This is a genomic window from Mucilaginibacter pedocola (assembly GCF_002013915.1).
Classification (GTDB): domain Bacteria; phylum Bacteroidota; class Bacteroidia; order Sphingobacteriales; family Sphingobacteriaceae; genus Mucilaginibacter; species Mucilaginibacter pedocola.
In genome coordinates this window covers 16,731-35,998 of the sequence record NZ_MBTF01000035.1, presented here as the reverse complement: position 1 = coordinate 35,998, position 19,268 = coordinate 16,731, and the positions used below count along the sequence as shown (strand labels likewise).

Below are 19,268 nucleotides of genomic sequence, written 5' to 3'. Positions count from 1 at the left end.
TAATTTACTCTGCGGAATGGACGGGACTCGAACCCGCGACCCCATGCGTGACAGGCATGTATTCTAACCAGCTGAACTACCACTCCGTTTGGGATTGCAAATATACGCACCTTCTTTCTTTATCCAAATAAATTTTAAAAAAATATCGCACCCTTTACTTTAAGCCCTTATTTACAGCAGAATAACTTTATTTAAGGGTTACGAACGTCCGGATATTTAAAGGCATTTGTTCAATATGTATCAATACAATGGTAAAAATGTATCATTAACAGCTAAAATTTGCTAAACCGCTATATATAGCGTAATATTAGCACTCCAATTACGCAAACTATAAAAATTTAACTGAGCAGATAAATGAATACTCTTTCTATGGCCGATAAGGTCGTTTTTGCCATCTACTTCGTGATCGTTTCGGCTTACGGTTACTGGATCTACAAACGCAAGCACAATGCCGATGCTACTTCAAAAGATTATTTCCTGGCAGAAGGCTCCCTTACCTGGTGGGCCATTGGTGCATCACTCATCGCATCTAATATCTCTGCCGAGCAATTCATCGGTACCAGCGGTTCGGCGTTTAAAATGGGCTTGGCCATTTCTACCTACGAGTGGATGGCCGCAGCTACCCTTATCATTGTAGCAGTATTTTTTATCCCTATCTATCTCAAGAACAAAATTTTTACCATGCCGCAGTTCCTTCATCAGCGGTATAATGGCACGGTGGCCATGGTTATGGCTATATTTTGGTTGCTGCTGTATATTGTGGTGAACCTGATGTCGATACTCTACCTTGGCGCTCTGGCCATCAGCGGTATCTCGGGCATCAACATCATCGTATGTATATTGGGACTGGCAGTTTTTGCAGTGGTAATTACACTGGGCGGCATGAAGGTTATTGGTTATACCGACGTTATACAGGTATTTGTACTGATACTGGGCGGTTTGGCAGCAACCTACTATGGATTGGGCGAGCTTACTAAAGATGCCCCCGACCACTCGATACTTGCCGGCCTTAAAACACTGCATACCGAAGCGAGCGACCACTTCCACATGATATTTAAAAAGGATAACCCTAACTATATGGACCTGCCGGGCCTTTCGGTACTGATAGGTGGTATGTGGATAGTTAACCTTAACTACTGGGGCTGTAACCAATACATCACTCAGCGTGCATTAGGTGCCAACTTAAAAACTGCCCGTGGCGGTATTTTATTCGCGGCGTTCCTTAAATTGTTGATGCCGGTAATTGTGGTACTGCCGGGTATTGCTGCTTACGTTTTGCACCAACGCGGTATGTTCCAGCAGGAGATGTTAAGCTCAAAAGGCGTTATCGACTATAATAAAGCCTACCCTACCCTACTTTCGTTATTGCCTACCGGCCTAAAAGGTTTGTCGTTCGCGGCTTTAACGGCTGCTATTGTAGCCTCGCTTGCCGGTAAAGCAAATAGTATAGCTACTATATTCACTTTAGATATTTACAAGAAAGCTATTGAACCGGCCGCTACCGATAAAAAACTGGTATCGCTGGGTAAATGGTCTGTTGTGGTAGCTATGGGCTTGGGCGTTGTAATGTCGTTAGTAATTGGCGAGCAGCTGATGGGCGAAGGCAAGCAAGGCTTCCAGTACATACAAGAGTATACGGGCTTTGTATCGCCGGGTATATTTGCCATGTTCATTTTAGGCTTCTTCTGGAAGAAAGCCACTTCAAACGCAGCTTTGTTTGCTACAATAGGCGGCTTTGTATTCTCGGTGTTCTTTAAATTCCTTCCGCAATTTGCCAACCTTTCTTTCTTAGCACCAATGGGCTTCTCTAAAGATAATGGCGCAGGCGTTTACGAAATTCCGTTCATCGATAGGATGGGCTTTGTATTTGCGCTTTGCGTTATAGGTATGTATATCATCTCTAAAATAGACCAGGCCAAAGGCGTTGTTGCCAACGGGCTGGAGATAGATTCATCAATGTTTAAAACTAATCGCGCATTCACCGCCGGCGCCCTATTGGTCTGCGGTATAATTGTAGCGCTTTACTCTTTCTTTTGGTAAGAGATAAAAACTTGTCATAAAAAAGACCGCTCCTCAAATTGAGGAGCGGTCTTTTTTATTCAATTATAGCCTTTATTAGTGGCCGTGACGGCGATCCTGGCGTGCATCCTTACGGTCTTTACGCAAGTCTTTACGGTCTTGCCTAACTTCTCTTCTGTCCTGGCGCACTTCACGTTTATCCTGGCGTATTTCGCGGCGGTCGCCGTTCCAATGGTTGGCATACCTAGCATCACGGCTATCGCGGATGATAGTTTGGCTTGTACGGCCTCTGTAACCTGCGTATTTTGCACGATATACTTCGTTGCGTACCCATGGGGTGCGCTCGTTCACCACTACCTTATAGCCTTTGTAAACATCGTAGTTACGGTATCTGGCGGGTAACGATGCGCGGTGTACCCAAACATTGTTTTCTACATAAACATACTGATGGGCGGGGATATCGTAATAAGCATCGATATCGGGCATGTAGTAATAGTCGGCGTGGTCGTAACCTACGGGTCCCCACTCTGGCTGGCTACCAATGTTTATGCTTAAACTTATTTGTGCTTTAGCAGCCTGGAATGACAAGGCGCTTAAGAATATTGCAGTTGTTAAAATTATCTTTTTCATGGTCTTGTTTGTTATTGTTTTGCAGGTATGACAAACAAACCGACCCGAGGGTTTAAATGAATTGAGGAGTATAACGGGGATGTTACAAGAGCCGGGCACCGCGGACTGGGCAAACATTAACTCACTAATTTGTCCAGTTCTCGGTTTTGCCGTTATCTTCTACCCATATCTCCAAATAAACATCTTCGGCAATTGGCTTGCCTTTGTCTTTTATAATATCAAACTGCAATTTTCGCAAAGCATCAAATATCAGCTTTCTGCAACCTTCGTTTTCGCTCACTTCATCCCTATTTTCACCTGCCAACGCAACTTTAGAGACATTCCCCGCCGGGCCAATTGTGATTACATATTCGTCAGAACAATCGCAATCGGGCAATTTCCTCCATTTTATCTTTTTCACCTTTTTAAAAAGGATATCTGAAAGTTTTACTCCATACTCCCTTTTTATACCGTGTGGGGCGTTTACATAGTTTAAAACATCTTCAGTGTTAGATAACTTTCCGCCAGAGATAGTTATTATACGCTCCTTTTCAAATATCCTATAGAAAACGCCGTCCCATCTTACCAATTTACTATTCAACGGGAAATTGATATCGCCTGTAAACCAATTAATAAAAACCTTTCCGTTTACAACCTCGTTGCCAAATATTTTCTTCATAAGCCCATTCGACCAAGCCGTATCCCTTTTAACTTGCCGCAGTGTGCCGCATTGTATCATATCAACTAAAAAGAGGCTATCATTCTCTATTTTATAAATAGCTTGATACCCTCTCCAACAGTTAAATGAAGCACCGTCCCTAAAACTTAACCCAAATAGTTTAGCTGAATCTGCCGGATGCTGATTTTGCAAATAACGTTCAACAATAAGATTATAAGTGCCAATAGTATCCGACTTATAAATAATGTAATCGGGCATTTGAGGGCTGGCAAAAGCGTTAAAGCCCAAAAGCGAGAAAAGGAATGTGCTTAAAAAGATTAAGGTGTAAGGTTTCATAGCCGTTTATTACTATGATGCGTGGTTTGCAGATATTCCATAACAGGAAAGAAAAAAAGCCCGTTAAATAACAACGGGCAAAATCTTAAACGAAGAGACTGAGGCTCAATCTTCGCTATCGTCTTTTTCAGCTTTCTTATCGGCCATAGCCAATACGGGCTTGCCTATTACTTTAAAGCTACCCTCTCCTTTCAGGATAGATGCCAGCTGCGCTTTATCCTGCATGGTTTTTATGGCCTGGGCAAGTTCTTTATCGTATTTAAAGTTGGCTTCGTAGCGGCCTTTCTCGTAGTAGTAGCGCGAGGCTATTTCGTTCTCCAGTACCTGCTTTATTTCTTCTTTATGCAGTTGCAGGTCGTTCTTTTTGCTGGCGGCCATTTTGGCTTTCAGACCATCGTATTCGGCCTGTATCTCGGGGAACTGTTTTTCTTTAGTAGCCTCGGTTTTTAGCTGATCGAGTATTTTTTCAGAGACAGTGCTGTAGCTATAATTTTTGCCCGCCAGGTATTTGGTAAAATCGGCATAGCCTGCATCATTAAGTGCAAAGGCCCGCGCATCGCCAATATTAGGGTGAGCATTACGGTATTGCGTAGCGTAATCAAATATCAGCAATTTGCTTACCAGCGTTTGGGTAATGTTGGCAAAGCGCTCCTGCTTTACAAAAATATCGGGGTATACACCGCTGCCATCATAAACCGAGCGGCCGTTTTTGGTTTTGTATTCGTGCAGTAAAGAGTCGGCAACTTTTATTACGCTACCGTCATCTTTACGATGCGTATAATCTAAAGCCTGCACGCAACGGCCCGATGGTATAAAGTATTTGGCAATGGTAATTTTAACCAGGCTATTATAAGGCAGGTTAAAGGTTTGTTGAACCAACCCCTTGCCATAGCTACGTTGACCTATTACAATTGCACGGTCAAGATCCTGCAGGGCTCCCGCCACAATTTCTGATGCTGATGCCGAGCGGCTGTTCACCAATACCACCAGCGGCAGGTTGGGTTCCATTGGCGTAGCCTGCGTATTGTAGGTAAAGTTTTTCTCTTTCACCTTCCCTTTTTGCGATACCACCATTACATCTTTCTGTACAAAGAGGTTCACAATTTTTACGGCCTCCTGCAGTATACCGCCACCGTTAGAGCGCAGATCGAGGATGATGCCGTTAGGGTTGTTCTTTTTGATAGCTGACAAGGCAGAGGTAACTTCATCGGCAGAGTTCTCGAGGAATTTATTGAGCTTGATGTAGCCCATATTGCCATCAACCATGCCCGAGTAAACCACGTTGGGCTGTTTTATCTCGTCGCGCACCAGGTTTTTATCAACAGGGGCATCGGCACCGCGCTTGATCTGGAGTTTAATAGCAGCGCCTTTAGAGCCTTTTAACAGCTGGCTTACCTGGTCGTTAGTTTTACCGGTAAGGTCAATGTCGTTTATCTTCACCAGTTGGTCGCCCTGGCGTATATCTGCTTTGTAAGCGGGGAAACCGGTAAATATATCGGTAATGAACACCTTATTATCGCGAATGAAGATACTTGCTCCTATCCCACCGTATTGGGTGCTTACATAGTGCAGCTTATAATCTTCTATTTCCGATTCGGGCACAAACTCGGTGTAGGGGTCCAAACCATCCAGCATGGCATCAACACCGGTTTTTACCAGTTTCGCCGAATTTACCTCATCTACATAGTTAATATTTACCTCTTTATATACCGAGGCAAACACATCCAGGTTCTTAGCTATCTGGAAAAGGTCGTCGTTAAAGCCAAATGCGGTAACGGCTACGGCAATTACACTGGCAACTATGGCCGGTTTTCGGTAGCTAAAGCCTTTCCTTCTCTCAGTATCCATTTTAAAGAACCCTCCGGGGTAAATGTAACGCAGCAATAGGCTGCGTATGTAAATCAATTAACTCATTTTAAAGGCGGTTATTGTCAATGTTCACCAAAGCTTTTTTAAGAGTGAACACTACATAAGCCCTATCGCGGTTTACCAGCTGCATCATGCGGGTTATCAGGCTATCTTCCTGGCCTTCGGTGTATTGCAATTGCTCGTCGGTAAGGTGGTTGTATTTGCGCTGAACCTTAATTTTAACGCGTGCCCAATCTTTATTGCTGATAGTAATTTCTGCCATAAAACAAATTATTTCAACAAAAATATAAAAAATACAGCGCTGTATACGTTTAATGTGCGGCTTGCGGTTAAACTTTTACCTGCAGGCAACATCAAACCGAGGATAAACTAAACAAAGCCATGCTTGTTAGCATTTGTGCAGCAAAGCATGCAACCAAAAACAAACACTATGAAAAAGTTATTTTTAAGCATTGCAATCATCGTGTCGGCAGCTATTAGCGCCAAGGCACAATTCTCGCTCGGTATAAAGGGCGGGGTAAATTTCTCTAAGATCAACACCGATAACGTAAGTGAATCTACCAAAACAGGCTACCAGGCCGGTATTTTTGCGCGTGTAGGTTCAAACGTTTACCTGCAGCCCGAACTTTACCTGGGTAGTAGCGGTGGTAAATTTGCGTTCCCTACCAGCAACAACAATACAACGTCGGAGGGTAAAGTAAAGTTCACTACCCTAAACCTGCCATTATTAATAGGCAAAGGCTTCGGTGGCGACAACCTGAATTTCAGGATAATGGCCGGTCCTGTTTACAGTTATGTACTCGATAAGAACGACAACTTCTCGAGCGCGGTTAACGGTGCTTACAACGATTTTGGCGATTACCGCAAAAGTACGCTGGGTTTCCAGGCCGGCGCTGGTGTTGACATAGGCCACATTACTGCCGATTTTAGGTACGAAGGTGGGCTAACCAAAATTAACCCCAACTACGGACAGCGCCAAAACCTTTGGGCTTTAAGCGTTGGGTTTAAGTTGTTTTAAGGGATAGACTCATGAGAACTTTTAAAAAGCGCCCCGGTTACCACCGGGGCGCTTTTGTTTTTTCCACAATACCGAAAACCGTGACAACTCCCCACCTTCGATATTGGCTATTCGAAATTCTGTGTTAGATGTTATTTCTTTCCGGGAACTTTTAGGCGTATCAATTACAAAACCTTATAAAACAGCAAAGCCCCTGATGGGCAGGGGCCTTTACTAACCAATTATAAACCTAAATTATGAGAAGAGCTGTAGGAGAAGGGGTCGAACCTTCAAAGAGTGGTTATTCTTATTGCTAAGAGTTTCCCATGATCTCCGCCACCGCGACAAGGAGGTGTGTCTGCCAAAAATTTCACCATCCTACAGGATATAAACTAAACCTTGCGTTTAGCTTGCTGTTGGGGAAGGGTTCGAACCTTCACAGAGTGGTTAGCCCGCTTCGGGTTTCCCATGATCTCCGCCACCGCGACAAGGAGGTGTGTCTGCCAAAAATTTCACCACCCAACAATTTGTTTTCTTTAAAGAACAAGCAACCATTTCTGATTTGCTTTATACAAATTTAAAGGACTTTGGCATTCCTTGCAAATATTTCAACAAAATATTTTTATTTTTACTTTAATTTTAATTAAACTTGTATTTGAATATAGATATCTAAATATATGCCTCACAGGAAACCCCAAAATTTAGAAATTGACAATCTTGACATCCAGATTTTGTCAATTTTGATGAAAAATGCAACTACACCCTATACGGAGATTGCAAAAGAGTTGATCGTTTCTGGCGGAACCATACACGTGCGCATGAAAAAGCTGGAGGAGCTGGGTGTAATTAAAGGTGCAAGCCTTGAAGTAAACCCGCAAAAGCTTGGTTATGACGTTACTGCGTTCCTGGGGATATTCCTCGAGAAAGGATCGCAATACAACGAAGCGGTAAAGCAGCTTAAAATGGTACCCGAGATTGTGGAGTTACACTACACAACCGGCAGCTGGAGCATCTTCGCTAAAATTGTTTGCCACGATACCAACCACCTGCGCGAGGTATTAAATGAGCAAATACAAAGCGTAAAGGGCATTCAACGCACCGAAACGTTCATCTCTTTGGAAGAAAGTATTAAAAGACAGATCACCCTGGAGTAAACGTTTACTTAGCTTTTAGCCCGGCAAACACGAGTTGCTGTATTAATATTAAAATATCGAACAATGATGTTAGGGCATCGCTGTTCGATATTTTTTTGGCAAAAAAGATAGAATCGTGTAAATCGCTCCATCCCTAAATCGTGTCTCACCAGACGCGGCACAACAATCCCTTCAGGTACTCCCCTTCCGGAAAAGAAGCCCTAACAGGGTGGTCTTCGGGTTGATGGAACTGGTATACAAACTGCACCTGCTTGCCGGCATCCAGCGCAGCCCAAGCCATTACCTGTTTAAATGTTTCCATATCCATAGCACCCGAGCAGGAGAATGTAGCCAGCAAGCCACCGCTGTTAAGCAATTGCATGCCTAAGCGGTTAAGATCTTTATAAGCACGTGAAGCACGGTCTAATGCAGAGCGCGACGGCGCGTATTTGGGTGGATCCAATACGATCACATCGAATTTCTCGCCATCATCCCTGAATTTTCTTAATTGTACATTCACGTCGGATTTAATAGCAGTGTGCTCAGCACCCGCAAAATTATTAAGGCGGATGTTTTCTTCTAATGTTTCTATCGCCAGGGCCGAGCTATCTACACTGGTTACCGAAGCGGCACCTTCGCGCAAGCTATTGAGCGTAAAGCCGCCGGTGTAGCTGAAGCAATCCAGTACTTTTTTGCCTTTTGTGTATGATGCTAATTCTTTGCGATTATAACGCTGATCGCAATAAAAGCCGGATTTTTGGCCCTCGGCTATATTAATACCATAGGTGATGCCATTTTCCTTCACCATTACCAGTTCGGGCGGCTGCGTGCCTGAAAGTAGTGTATTGGTTGTTTCCAACCCTTCGTGGGCACGTGATGATGCGTCGCTTTTATCGTATATGCTTAGCGGTTTAAGCAGGGTATTCAATTCGTCGATAATAACCGGTAAAGCATTTTGTATGCCCGAAGTGAGCACTTGTACCGCCAAATGCCTCGCGTATTTATCAACTATAAGCCCCGGGAGATAATCTGATTCGCTAAACACAAGGCGGCAGGTATCGGTATTGCCATCTTCAAGAATATGGTTTCGGCCGGCTACCGCGGTTCGTACTTTATCGCGGAACCAGGCTTCGTCAACCGCTGTATTCTCATCCCACTCCAGCAAACGCACCGCCACGCGCGACTGCGCATTGTAAAAGCCATAAGCCAGGAAATCATCTTTACTTCCCAGCAAGCGTACAATCTCGCCATTCGCGGGTTTACCCTTTACTTTTTCTATAGCACCGGAAAATACCCAGGGATGCCTTTGCAGCACGGCCTTTTCTTTTCCCTTTTTTAATACCACATCAATCATGGCTGCAAAGGTAGTAAACATAGCGGTGCTGTGGTACTTATAATAATGCAGGCATTAATCCTGCAAAATAGGTTGATGATGGGCATGGCAAGCTTCGGCACAAATAAAGCAAGCCTCCGCACATTTTTGGCAATGATCGTGTTGATGCATACCGCATTCCTTTGCGCACATTCGGCATATTTCTTCGCACAATAACAGGTATTGGTGCGCCAGTTCCGAGCGGCGCTGCAATAACCTCGCCGCCTGACTGCATATATCGGCACAGTCGCGGTCAAGTGCTACGCAGCGAACCATGGGTTGTACATCTGTTTCGTTTAGGCAGGCCGTAGCACAGTTCTCGCAGGCTTCAACACAAGCAAGCAGCTTGGCAATTAAAGCGGTATGACCATGATTTTCCATCGGTTTTAATAATTAGTATATAAATACTACTGCCTTACAATTAAAATGTTTCCGAAAATTTAATTAAGGTTAGATCTGCCGCCAACAAAAAAGGGTACACCGCAAGCCGGCACACCCTTTAATAAATAGTATCAAAATATGTTTATTGTCCGTCGTCTGCAGGTTCTTCATCTGTAGGCAGGCCAACAACTTTGTATACTTTGTTGTTATCCTCGTCAAGCGCTTCCTGGAAGTAGGTGCCATCAGGGGCAACATAAAGCTTTTCGCCGTTCACTTTTATTTTGCGGCTATCCTGAGGTAACTGGTCAACCACGTCGCCAATTTTTAATGGCGCATCATCTGCCGATGAATACGATTGATCGCTTTGGGTATCACCGGTGTTCAACTCGCCGTCTTTACCGGCTACTTCATAAACTACAGTGCCGTCGTCTTTAGTAAACTCGCGGTAGTAAACCCCGTTCGATTCGTAATATTGCTCGCCATTTATAGTAATAGCTTCAGCGTTAGATGGCAATTTGTTTATTTGCGCACCAATTGGCGGTTCCACTACAGTATACTGATCGTTATACTGGCGGTAGTAAAGGCCATCGCTGTAGTAATAAGGGTAACCACCCCAATAGAACGGATAATAACCGTAAGGCAAAACACCTATACTAAAACCAATGTGCGGGAAATACAGCGAGCTGTAAAAGCCACGATAATTGTAAAAGCCATTGTTGAAATAACGCGGGCCATAATAGCGCCCCCAGTATCCACCACGGTAAACACCGCCACGATAGCTGCCTCCATAATAACGATAGCTGCCACGGCCGAACGACGATGGGCCACGGCCATAGCTACCGCCACGGTAACCATAAGAAGCGCCCGGCCTGCCGAAGCTGCCACCACGGTAACCATATGAGCGATTTTGGAAACCGCCGCTACCGAAAGAGTTGGTACGTGGTGCGCGCCCAATGCTGCCGCCGCCAAAGCTATTGCCGCGCTGCGGAGAAACACCTACGCTGTTTGGCCTGGTAAAACCACCTGATGGGCGGCTGAAACTGCCCTGCGGACGACTAAAGCCGCCGCCCGACGAGCCGCCGCGACTGAAACCGCCGCCGCCAAAACTCCCGCCGCCACGGCTAAAGCCACCACCACCCGAAAAACCACCACCACCGCGGCTAAAGCCGCCACCGCCGCCGCCCCTGCGTTGGGCTACAGCAGGTAAAGCTAACGAAGCCAGTAAAACGGCCCCAAAAGCTAACGAAAGGAATTTTTTATATGTCATTTTGTTTTGAATGATTGAATTACCCGGTTCTTACACCGTTAGTTATATAGACTAAGATAACTATCAACGGTTTAATTATGCTTTAATTATTTTTTCAAGAAATTTAACGCCGCTTTGGGGAAACCCAACCCAAGTACTTTGGAGGTAACTTTACAGAAATATTTCGCTGTTTTTATATATTGCACTACATAAAAACACCATGCTTAACCGAACCTTATTCATCGCCATTTTATTGCTGGGCAGCGCCCGTTCATTTGCACAAACCGCAGAAAAATATACCCCGGCCCTATTGGAAACAAAATCAGGGGCTAAGGTTGTTTACACCAGCCAAGATCACTCTATTATTTTCGACATCCATTCCGACAAAATTATACCCACTGAAAAAGAAGGGGTTCTTTCGATAAACAAAAAGGTTTTTCAATATATACTGATCCCGAACGGTGCTTTGAGTATGACTGACACATCTGAAGCGCGACAAAAGGCTGAGCTATTAGGATATATGGAATATGAAACAAGTTATGCAAAAAAAGAACTCAAGATCAGCATTTCCAACATTACTCAAAAATGGCTCACCATAAACAACAAGCTCTTTTTACTTTGGGGATATAATATGCCGCAAGATAACCAAGCGGGTAAAAATGCTGACCAGTTGGTTTTAAGACAGGTAAATCTCAGCACTCGCTGTTTTGGTGCAGTACTCAATTTAAATAGCCCTACCCTATCCGGCGAAACAGAAGAGACGAACAGCCCCATGTTAACAGAGGCTGCTAAAACCCTGCAGCTTAGCAATGTTAAAACAGACCTGCCTGCACTATACAAAAAACTACAGGAAGAAATGAAACAATAGTACTGCTAAACACTGCCAATTTAGCACGTATAAATGACATAGATTACAATTCTTCTGCAATAAACAAGAATACCCCATCAAAATGCAGGGCGTAAAAACCATCTTCTATTGTGGTGTATTTACCATCGCCAGCTGGCTCCAAGCCTTCGGTTCTTAGGTTTGTGGCTGCCGATAATATTTCGATGGTTTCGCCGCCGGGTTTCCATTTGCTGAAGCCGCTGGTTACGGCAAAAACCTTGCGCCCTTCGCAAAACACTACAATGTTTATTTTATCGGCGTAGCCCCAAATATCTTCCATAGTAAACTCGTCGGCAACAATATTCACGGCGCTATATCCTGCAGATATAAGGTAGTCTAAGGCAGCATCAACTATACTGCCTGCCTCCTGTGATATCAGCTTTACATCCGACTGCAGGTCAATATCGGCTTCATCAGCAACCATCATATCTACCTTTATGCCAAAAGCATTTATTTGCTCGGCGGTATCGGGTGTGGTAATAACGGTTGGGCTCCACTCCAATAGTTGGCCCAATAACTCATCATCGAACGAGGCTAAGCCTAATATTAATAAAGCGGGTTCCTGTTTTTCGCGGACGATATGGTGTGACGACATTTTTGTTTGATAGCTGTTATACACAAAGGTAATTCAAATAAATAGCTTAATATTTGTTAGGTATTTTAAGGTGGAAGAAAAGCAAACACAGCCCAGGCGGAAAATTATCCATATAGATATGGATGCCTTTTATGCGTCGGTAGAGCAGCGCGATAACCCCGAACTGCGGGGCAAGGCCTTGGTGGTAGGCGGTGCGCCAAATGGGCGTGGAGTTGTTGCTACCGCCAGTTACGAGGCTCGTAAGTTCGGCGTGCGCTCGGCCATGTCATCTAAACGGGCGGTGCAGCTTTGCCCGCACGCCATATTTGTGCGCCCACGGTTCGATGCCTATAAAAAAGCATCACAACATATCCGCGAAATATTCAGCCGCTATACCGACCTCATTGAACCCCTTTCGCTTGACGAAGCCTATTTGGATGTAACCGAAGATAAGCTGGGCATTGGCTCGGCTATTGATATTGCCAAAGCTATAAAGCAAGCCATTAAAGATGAGCTTGACCTCACGGCCTCCGCCGGAGTGTCGGTAAATAAATTCATTGCCAAAATTGCTTCGGATATGCAGAAGCCAGATGGGCTTACCTTTATTGGCCCCTCGGCCATAGAGGCGTTCGTAGAAAAACTTGCTGTTGAAAAATTCCATGGCGTAGGTGCAGTAACTGCAGGCAAAATGAAAAAACTGGGGTTATTTACCGGTGGCGACTTGAAAAAACTTAGCCTGGAGCAGATAACCGGCCACTTTGGTAAAGCCGGTGCCTTCTATTATAATATAGTACGCGGAATAGACGACCGCCCGGTGCAGCCCTCCCGCGAAACCAAATCTGTTGGTGCCGAAGATACCTTTGCTTACGACCTAAGCACTACCGAAGAAATGTTTGCCGAACTGGATAAGATAGCCAAAGTGGTGAGCGAGCGATTGTTGAGGCATGGTTTAAAAGGGCGAACGATTACTTTAAAAATAAAGTTTGGCGATTTCAGGCAGATAACCCGAAGCCAGTCGCACACCGAATATTCGGACAACTTTGATGCTATACTTGATACCGCTAAGGCCTTATTATTATCCGCCGGCATTGGTGATAACAACATAAGATTGCTTGGCATCACTGTTTCTAATTTTAGCTCCGCAGAAGATAACGGCCCTGAAACCCACGGACAACTAAAACTTTTTTAAGCTCTTGCCTTCCGAAGGTATTCTTTTTAAATATTTCCACAATAAGTATCACACTTATCATTATTTTATCAATTAAGCACATCTTTTTAGTAGGAATTTTAGTGATTTTTGGAATAAATAGCTTTTGATATAGAATAATTATAAAATTTTGTCATTTTTTTTGACAAAATCATTTTAATATTCTACTTTTAGATTATGCATTCCAAAAAACTAAGACATATTTTTATATTATTTCTTCTTTTTGATGCATTATCGTTATTTATCTCAGCCGTTTTTCGCCAAAAAACTACTTTATTTAAGTTTTTAGCAGCAAAAACACGATCGGTTAAAGAAAACTTAAGAAATGAGGCAGTAGTTTACACCTTTAATTGGGAGGAAAATGTAAATGAAGGCCAAAATACGATGCAATTGATGGTTGCCATTGATGCACCGAAAAATTCTACCGCGACAAATTATATAAATGATCTGACAGGTTTTGGACAGCATCGGCCCGGGTTAAGTTACCCAACGCAACCTAAGCTGATGCTTTTCCCTTACCACTCGTACTGGTGAATACCGCGGGGAAGCCCAACTCTTTAGCAAAACACACAATAATTAACTATAAATCCTCAATCTTTAAACTAAACAAATGAAAAAAATTGTACCCTTTGGCATTCTTGTCATTGTTGTAATCCTGGCCCTTATCTACCCCGGTAACGTGGCCGCTGCAAAACCCGCAACCACCTACAATGGTGCTGACATTGCCTGGATGCTTATCTCAACCGCTTTGGTGTTGTTAATGACCCCGGGCCTTGCCTTCTTCTACGGTGGTATGGTGCGCAAAAAGAACGTTATCTCTACCATGCTGCAAAGCTTTGTTTGTATGGGCCTTATCACTATCATCTGGGTAGTATTCGGTTTCAGCCTTGCATTTGGTGACGATATTGGCGGCGGTTTCCTTGGTAGCCCTAAAACCTTCTTCATGATGCAAAACACCCTGGGTGTTGCATGGTTGGGTGGCACTATCCCGGTTATCCTGTTCGCAATGTTCCAGCTAAAATTCGCGGTTATTACACCAGCGCTTATCACCGGTGCATTTGCAGAACGTATCCGTTTCAACTCTTACTTAATTTTCATCACCCTGTTCATCGTAATTATCTACATCCCATTGGCTCACGCTACATGGCACCCGGATGGTTACTTCTTTAAGCTTGGCGTGTTAGACTTTGCTGGTGGTACCGTAGTACACATGAGCGCTGGTTGGGCTGCATTAGCATCAGCTATCTACCTTAAAAAACGTAACGAAGTTGAAGAAGCTCACACTCCTGCCCGTATCAGCTACGTAATATTAGGTACCGGTTTACTGTGGTTCGGTTGGTTCGGTTTCAACGCCGGTTCTGCCCTTGCTTCAGGCGAATTAGCTGCTACTGCTTTAGCTACTACCACTACTGCTTCGGCTGCTGCTGCCATGTCGTGGATATTCTTTGATATGCTGCGCGGTAAAAAACCATCTGCATTGGGCGCTTGTATAGGTGCTGTTGTAGGTTTGGTTGCCATCACTCCTGCTGCCGGTTTCGTAACCGTATCAAGCTCATTAGTAATTGGTATAGTTGCTGCCGTTATTAGTAACCTGATGGTTATCCTGCGTAGCAAAACCGGTGTTGATGATACCCTTGACGTATTCCCTTGCCACGGTGTGGGTGGTATGGTTGGTATGTTGATGACCGGTATCTTCGCTACCAAAAGCGTTAACAGCCTTGGTGCAGAAGGTTTAGCTTACGGCGATTTCGGCCTGTTTGGCAAACACCTTATAGCTTTGGTTGCTGTATCGGCCTTTGCTTTCATCGGTGCATTTGTACTATTGAAAGTTACCGACCTGATTAGCCCGCTGCGTGTAACTCCGGAAGAAGAACTTGCTGGTTTGGACGTAAGCCAGCACGACGAAGAGTTGTAATAAAGCACTCTTTACCCATAAAACAAAAGCGGGGCGCAAATTGCGCCCCGCTTTTGTTTTATAAAGGTTTTATCTCTTAACGGTGAAGAAGCAAGATATTGCATTAGAATAGCGTAATACATATTGCAAGACGGAATTGTACGGCTAATACGCCGGATATTGAGTTTCAAAATCCCGTACTACTTCGGCGAAAAGTACGGGTCGTCGCCTGCGCATTTTAACATAGATGGCTTATTTGGCATACATAAAAAGTATGTGGGGCCGATTATTTATCGCCTCACAGCATCGTGGCTTTGCATGTCGGAGACGCAAGGTATTGCTTCTCTACAAAAAAAAGCGCACAAGACCTGAGGCTTGTGCGCTTTAGCTAATAATATAAGGGGCGAAATTATTCTACCTTCTCAAACCGTGCTGCCCAACCACCGCCGGAAGCCATTTTCACGGTAAGCTTATCTTTTGCAGTAACCGTTTTCTCGGTACGTACATAATCAGTTCCGTTGCGGTTAGCATTAACACCATCGGTAAATAAAACGGCTTTATAGCTACCCTCACCTAAAAAAGACAAGTCGATAGTTATTTCACGTTCGGTCCAGTTGGTCATGGCACCGGCATACCAGGTAGTTCCTTTACGGCGGACCATGCTCACAAACTCACCAACTTTACCATCGAGCGCAACAGTTTCGTCGAAAGTGGTAGGTACCGATGCCATGTAATCGGTAGATTCCTGCTCTTTTCTGTAGGCCGTTGGGCTATCTGCCAACATCTGTAATGGCGCCTCGTATATGCTATACATAGCCAATTGGTGCGCACGGGTGCCCTGTGTCATGGGGTTGCTGTTCACCGGGCGGAACGAGCCTTTATTGGCATTGCGCACACCGCCGGGGGTATAATCCATAGGTCCTGCCAGCATGCGAATATACGGGATGCTAACATCGTATTGCGGCTGGTTGTTTACGCCCCATTTCATGTTCTCCAATCCCTTTACACCTTCAAAATTCAACACGTTAGGGAATGTGCGCTGCATGCCCGATGGTTTGTACATGCCATGATAATCAACCAGTAGATGATGATTGGCAGCCTTTTGGGCAATATCATATAGCGAGTTTACAACAAACTGGTCGTCGCGGTCAATAAAATCTATTTTAAAGCCCTTCACCCCTATTTTTTCATATTTTTCAAATACTGCGTCAGTTTGCTGCAGCACTGCGTACCAGGTTGCCCATAAAATTATGCCTACATTTTTTTCCTTACCATAATTTACCAGCTCTTCAATGCTGATGTCGGGATTTATCTGGTTCAAGTCGGTACTTTTCGACCATCCTTCGTCCAATACAACATATTCCAGTTTGTTGGCGGCAGCAAAATCAATGTAATGTTTATAGGTGGGGATGTTTATACCTGCTTTAAAGTCAACGCCTGTGATGTTCCAATCGTTCCACCAATCCCAGGCAACTTTGCCGGGCTTTATCCATTTCAGGTCGGCTACGCGCGATGGCGATGCCAGTTTTTGCACCATATCATTATCAGCAAGCTGTTTATCTTCGGTACTTATCACTATGGCGCGCCACGGGTATTGACGGGTACCCGTAGTTTTAGCCATGTACTCGGCACGGCGGTTAACCACGTAATTCAATCCCAAATTGGCCTGCTCCAGCGGATAAGGGGTAAATGCCCCATGCAGCCCGTTACCTGTGCCGTTTGTAAGGTACAGGCCGGGGTAATCTTCAATATCGGCTTCCAGTATGGCGGCTTTAATATTATCGGTAATGTTTATCAAAACAGGAAGGAACGCCAAAGTATCTTTCTTCACGGCCGATACATTCACCGTATCATAATGCGCTTCAAACGAAGTATTCCATCTGTCCTTGTTACGGTAATCATTCACAAAAGGAAGCAAGGCCTTGCTATCATTAGCGAAGTTGAAATTTACTTCTTCATCTTTCAACGTAATAGGCTCTTTAAACTCGGTAGTGAACCGGTAAGCCACACCATCATTATAGGCACGGAAGATAAGCCCGTAATCGCCATTGAACTTTAAAGTGAGCTGGTTGTAATTATCGCGCACCTTTGCCCTTTTGTAGATGGGCGTGTTAAAGGTATCGTCTTTACTGCTGGTTTTATCGCTTTTTACCACGGCATTTAAACCCAATACCGAGCCGTTACCCAAAACCAGTGATACGTTCGATGGCATTAGTACATCTGTTTGCTCATACTTAACCGCCCAGTTGATTGTGGATCCGGCATTGATGGAGATATCTATCTTCCCATCGGGCGATTTAACGTGGTAGTTTTTTGTAGTGTTTTGCGCATTGGCAAACAACGGTAGCGCTGCTAACAGCAATAAAAATGGGGATTTCATAAAAGGATAAAATTGTAGGATGAAGGTAGCTATTTATTGTAAATACTACACTTAACTTTTGCAAGCGTTTGCTTTATGGCACATTCTGATACGTTTAAGGTTAAATTTCGATACCCAAGCCCGGCGCATTACTCAATACCCATTTGCCATTTGTAAACTCAGGCAATTTGTAAGGATTATTACTGGCCAAAAAGGGACCGTCAAGGTCGGCCCAATCGCATTGGGGGGCGAGGGCTGCACCTGCTAATGCGGCGCAGCTGGTTTCGGTCATGCAGCCTATCATTACTTGCAGGCCTAATTCGCGGGCTTTATCCAGCATCTTTTTAGCCTCATACATACCCGAAGCTTTCATCAATTTGATGTTGATGCCGTGGTAAACGCCTTTTGCCTTTTCTACATCATCAAACCGTTGCACCGCCTCATCGCCTATCAGAGGCAGCGGGCTGTGCTCTGTAAGCCAGGCGTTGCCATCTACATCTGTTTTCAGCATGGGTTGCTCTATCAGTACCACGCCTTGCTCTTTTAGCCAGTAAACCAGGTCGAGGCTTTGCTTGCGGTCGGTCCACCCTTGGTTGGCATCTACAAAAAGCGGCACATTGGTAACCGAGCGTATCGTTTGGATGATCTCTTTATCGTTGTTGCGCCCCAGCTTTACTTTGATGATCTTAAAATCGGCAGCTTCTTTTAGTTTTTGAATAATAACCTCCTTGGTATCTATCCCAATGGTGAAACTGGTTACGGGCATGGTAACCGGGTTGGTGCCTAATAATTCCCAGCAAGGTTTGCCTTGCAGCTTACCGTCAAGGTCGTGCAGGGCAATATCAATACCTGCTTTTATAGCCGTGTTGCCCGGCGCAAGGCTATCCAGGTATTGGCTTATAGTTCCAAAATCGAAAGGATAAGTAAATTGCCCGGCATCTACCTTGTTTAAAAAATCTGTAGCGGTTTCGTAGGTCTCGCCCATGTAAGGCACCATCGATGCTTCGCCGTAACCAATGTGCCCCTCGTACTCTATCTGCAACAGCATTACCGGCGTACTGCTGCGCGAAAATTTGGCTATGGTAAAAGTATGTTTTAAAGTAAGTTCGAAAGGGCGGAAAGTAAGCTTCATCTTCAGGCTTCTGTTTTTATCATCAAATTCCAATAAATACCCATTTGCCCGCGGTTATCAAAAGTACCGGCAGGCAGTTGGCGGGGGAATTTCTTTTTGTTCTTTTCTATGGTTTCTACAAAGCGGGTTAGTGCAGGTAGCTTACCCTCGGCATATTGCAGTATGGCATAATCCCAAACGGCGTAGTGGCTCAGCATCCAGCTTAGTTCTACGTCAAACTTGCCTTCTTCCATATAGCGCTCCAAAATAGAGTAAGCCTCGTTGATCACCAATTCATCAAGCGCATCTATCCCGGTAAGCCAATCGGTTTCTACAATTAAATTCCAGTTCAGGAACACCAGGCGCTTCAGGGCTTCGAGTTTGGTAGCTTCATCCTGCGCTTCGTAAAATATGCGGAGGTAATAGCGATGGATGGCTTTATAGTTATCCAATATCAGCTTATCATCCTGTAAATCACCCTCGGCTCCTACATTGCTGTTTAGCTGTTGCTGCGTACGCTTATAAATTTCGTACTCGTTATCAGAAAGGGCCGCAAGCGTTAAAGTCATTTTTACTCCATAAAACTCAAAGCTAAA

At 44.4% G+C, this 19,268-nt stretch carries 18 protein-coding genes and 2 tRNA genes; 7 read left to right on the top strand and 13 right to left on the bottom strand.

Annotation, left to right across the window (positions count from 1 at the left end):
• Nucleotides 1-12: 12 nt before the first annotated feature.
• A tRNA-Asp gene (locus BC343_RS22945) sits at nucleotides 13-86 on the bottom strand.
• 268 nt (nucleotides 87-354) lie between these two features.
• On the opposite strand from BC343_RS22945, the gene BC343_RS22940 reads away from it, so the two are divergent.
• Nucleotides 355-2,040, top strand: coding sequence for a sodium:solute symporter family transporter (locus tag BC343_RS22940; protein WP_078350146.1), 1,686 nt, complete (start codon nucleotides 355-357; stop codon nucleotides 2,038-2,040).
• A gap of 75 nt (nucleotides 2,041-2,115) precedes the next feature.
• On the opposite strand, the gene BC343_RS22935 is transcribed toward BC343_RS22940, so the two are convergent.
• The 4 genes from BC343_RS22935 to BC343_RS22920 form a co-directional block, all read right to left on the bottom strand.
• On the bottom strand, nucleotides 2,116-2,649 hold the full coding sequence (locus BC343_RS22935) for a hypothetical protein (protein WP_202909842.1): 534 nt from the start codon (nucleotides 2,647-2,649) through the stop codon (nucleotides 2,116-2,118).
• Between the two features lie 124 nt (nucleotides 2,650-2,773).
• A complete protein-coding gene (locus tag BC343_RS22930) occupies nucleotides 2,774-3,565 on the bottom strand; it encodes a hypothetical protein (protein WP_143822319.1) in 792 nt (263 codons plus the stop codon).
• A gap of 183 nt (nucleotides 3,566-3,748) precedes the next feature.
• The gene (locus tag BC343_RS22925) at nucleotides 3,749-5,491 is read right to left on the bottom strand and encodes a S41 family peptidase (RefSeq protein ID WP_078350144.1); all 1,743 of its coding nucleotides are present in this window, start codon (nucleotides 5,489-5,491) and stop codon (nucleotides 3,749-3,751) included.
• Nucleotides 5,492-5,558: 67 nt separating this feature from the next.
• On the bottom strand, nucleotides 5,559-5,774 hold the full coding sequence (locus tag BC343_RS22920; RefSeq protein WP_078350143.1) for a hypothetical protein: 216 nt from the start codon (nucleotides 5,772-5,774) through the stop codon (nucleotides 5,559-5,561).
• Nucleotides 5,775-5,942: 168 nt separating this feature from the next.
• On the opposite strand from BC343_RS22920, the gene BC343_RS22915 reads away from it, so the two are divergent.
• Nucleotides 5,943-6,530, top strand: a complete 588-nt coding sequence (locus BC343_RS22915) for a porin family protein (RefSeq protein WP_078350496.1) — start codon at nucleotides 5,943-5,945, stop codon at nucleotides 6,528-6,530.
• 392 nt (nucleotides 6,531-6,922) lie between these two features.
• On the opposite strand, the gene BC343_RS31115 is transcribed toward BC343_RS22915, so the two are convergent.
• Nucleotides 6,923-7,034 (bottom strand) — tRNA-Asp (locus BC343_RS31115).
• 152 nt (nucleotides 7,035-7,186) lie between these two features.
• Here BC343_RS31115 and BC343_RS22910 point away from each other — a divergent pair.
• Entirely contained in the window at nucleotides 7,187-7,663 is a 477-nt protein-coding gene (locus BC343_RS22910) for an Lrp/AsnC ligand binding domain-containing protein (RefSeq protein ID WP_067188338.1), read from the top strand.
• Between the two features lie 145 nt (nucleotides 7,664-7,808).
• On the opposite strand, the gene BC343_RS22905 is transcribed toward BC343_RS22910, so the two are convergent.
• From BC343_RS22905 to BC343_RS31110, 3 genes are all read right to left on the bottom strand, one after another.
• Nucleotides 7,809-8,996 (bottom strand): class I SAM-dependent rRNA methyltransferase, encoded by a 1,188-nt coding sequence (locus BC343_RS22905; protein ID WP_078350495.1) that lies wholly within the window; start codon nucleotides 8,994-8,996, stop codon nucleotides 7,809-7,811.
• A 54-nt stretch (nucleotides 8,997-9,050) separates the two neighbouring features.
• A complete protein-coding gene (locus BC343_RS22900) occupies nucleotides 9,051-9,395 on the bottom strand; it encodes a four-helix bundle copper-binding protein (protein ID WP_078350142.1) in 345 nt (114 codons plus the stop codon).
• Between the two features lie 142 nt (nucleotides 9,396-9,537).
• Nucleotides 9,538-10,662, bottom strand: coding sequence for a DUF6515 family protein (locus BC343_RS31110; RefSeq protein WP_156088770.1), 1,125 nt, complete (start codon nucleotides 10,660-10,662; stop codon nucleotides 9,538-9,540).
• A gap of 199 nt (nucleotides 10,663-10,861) precedes the next feature.
• Here BC343_RS31110 and BC343_RS22890 point away from each other — a divergent pair, with 199 nt between their 5' ends.
• Nucleotides 10,862-11,509, top strand: a complete 648-nt coding sequence (locus tag BC343_RS22890; protein ID WP_078350141.1) for a hypothetical protein — start codon at nucleotides 10,862-10,864, stop codon at nucleotides 11,507-11,509.
• A 43-nt stretch (nucleotides 11,510-11,552) separates the two neighbouring features.
• Here BC343_RS22890 and BC343_RS22885 read toward each other — a convergent pair whose 3' ends face one another.
• Nucleotides 11,553-12,122 (bottom strand): hypothetical protein, encoded by a 570-nt coding sequence (locus BC343_RS22885; protein WP_078350140.1) that lies wholly within the window; start codon nucleotides 12,120-12,122, stop codon nucleotides 11,553-11,555.
• Between the two features lie 70 nt (nucleotides 12,123-12,192).
• Between BC343_RS22885 and dinB the strand changes: the two genes are divergently transcribed.
• From dinB to BC343_RS22870, 3 genes are all read left to right on the top strand, one after another.
• On the top strand, nucleotides 12,193-13,290 hold the full coding sequence (gene dinB, locus BC343_RS22880; RefSeq protein WP_078350139.1) for a DNA polymerase IV: 1,098 nt from the start codon (nucleotides 12,193-12,195) through the stop codon (nucleotides 13,288-13,290).
• 195 nt (nucleotides 13,291-13,485) lie between these two features.
• Nucleotides 13,486-13,842 carry a hypothetical protein gene (locus BC343_RS22875; protein ID WP_078350138.1) on the top strand — a complete coding sequence of 119 codons (357 nt, stop codon included), beginning with the start codon at nucleotides 13,486-13,488 and terminating at the stop codon, nucleotides 13,840-13,842.
• Nucleotides 13,843-13,918: 76 nt separating this feature from the next.
• Nucleotides 13,919-15,223, top strand: a complete 1,305-nt coding sequence (locus tag BC343_RS22870) for an ammonium transporter (protein ID WP_078350137.1) — start codon at nucleotides 13,919-13,921, stop codon at nucleotides 15,221-15,223.
• Nucleotides 15,224-15,611: 388 nt separating this feature from the next.
• Here the strand turns inward: BC343_RS22870 and BC343_RS22865 are convergent, their stop codons facing one another.
• From BC343_RS22865 to BC343_RS22855, 3 genes are all read right to left on the bottom strand, one after another.
• Entirely contained in the window at nucleotides 15,612-17,582 is a 1,971-nt protein-coding gene (locus BC343_RS22865; protein ID WP_078350136.1) for a glycoside hydrolase family 97 protein, read from the bottom strand.
• A 100-nt stretch (nucleotides 17,583-17,682) separates the two neighbouring features.
• Complete coding sequence (locus tag BC343_RS22860) at nucleotides 17,683-18,693, bottom strand: dipeptide epimerase (RefSeq protein WP_078350135.1); 1,011 nt, start codon at nucleotides 18,691-18,693, stop codon at nucleotides 17,683-17,685.
• A gap of 2 nt (nucleotides 18,694-18,695) precedes the next feature.
• A complete protein-coding gene (locus BC343_RS22855) occupies nucleotides 18,696-19,241 on the bottom strand; it encodes a hypothetical protein (protein ID WP_078350134.1) in 546 nt (181 codons plus the stop codon).
• Nucleotides 19,242-19,268: the final 27 nt, after the last annotated feature.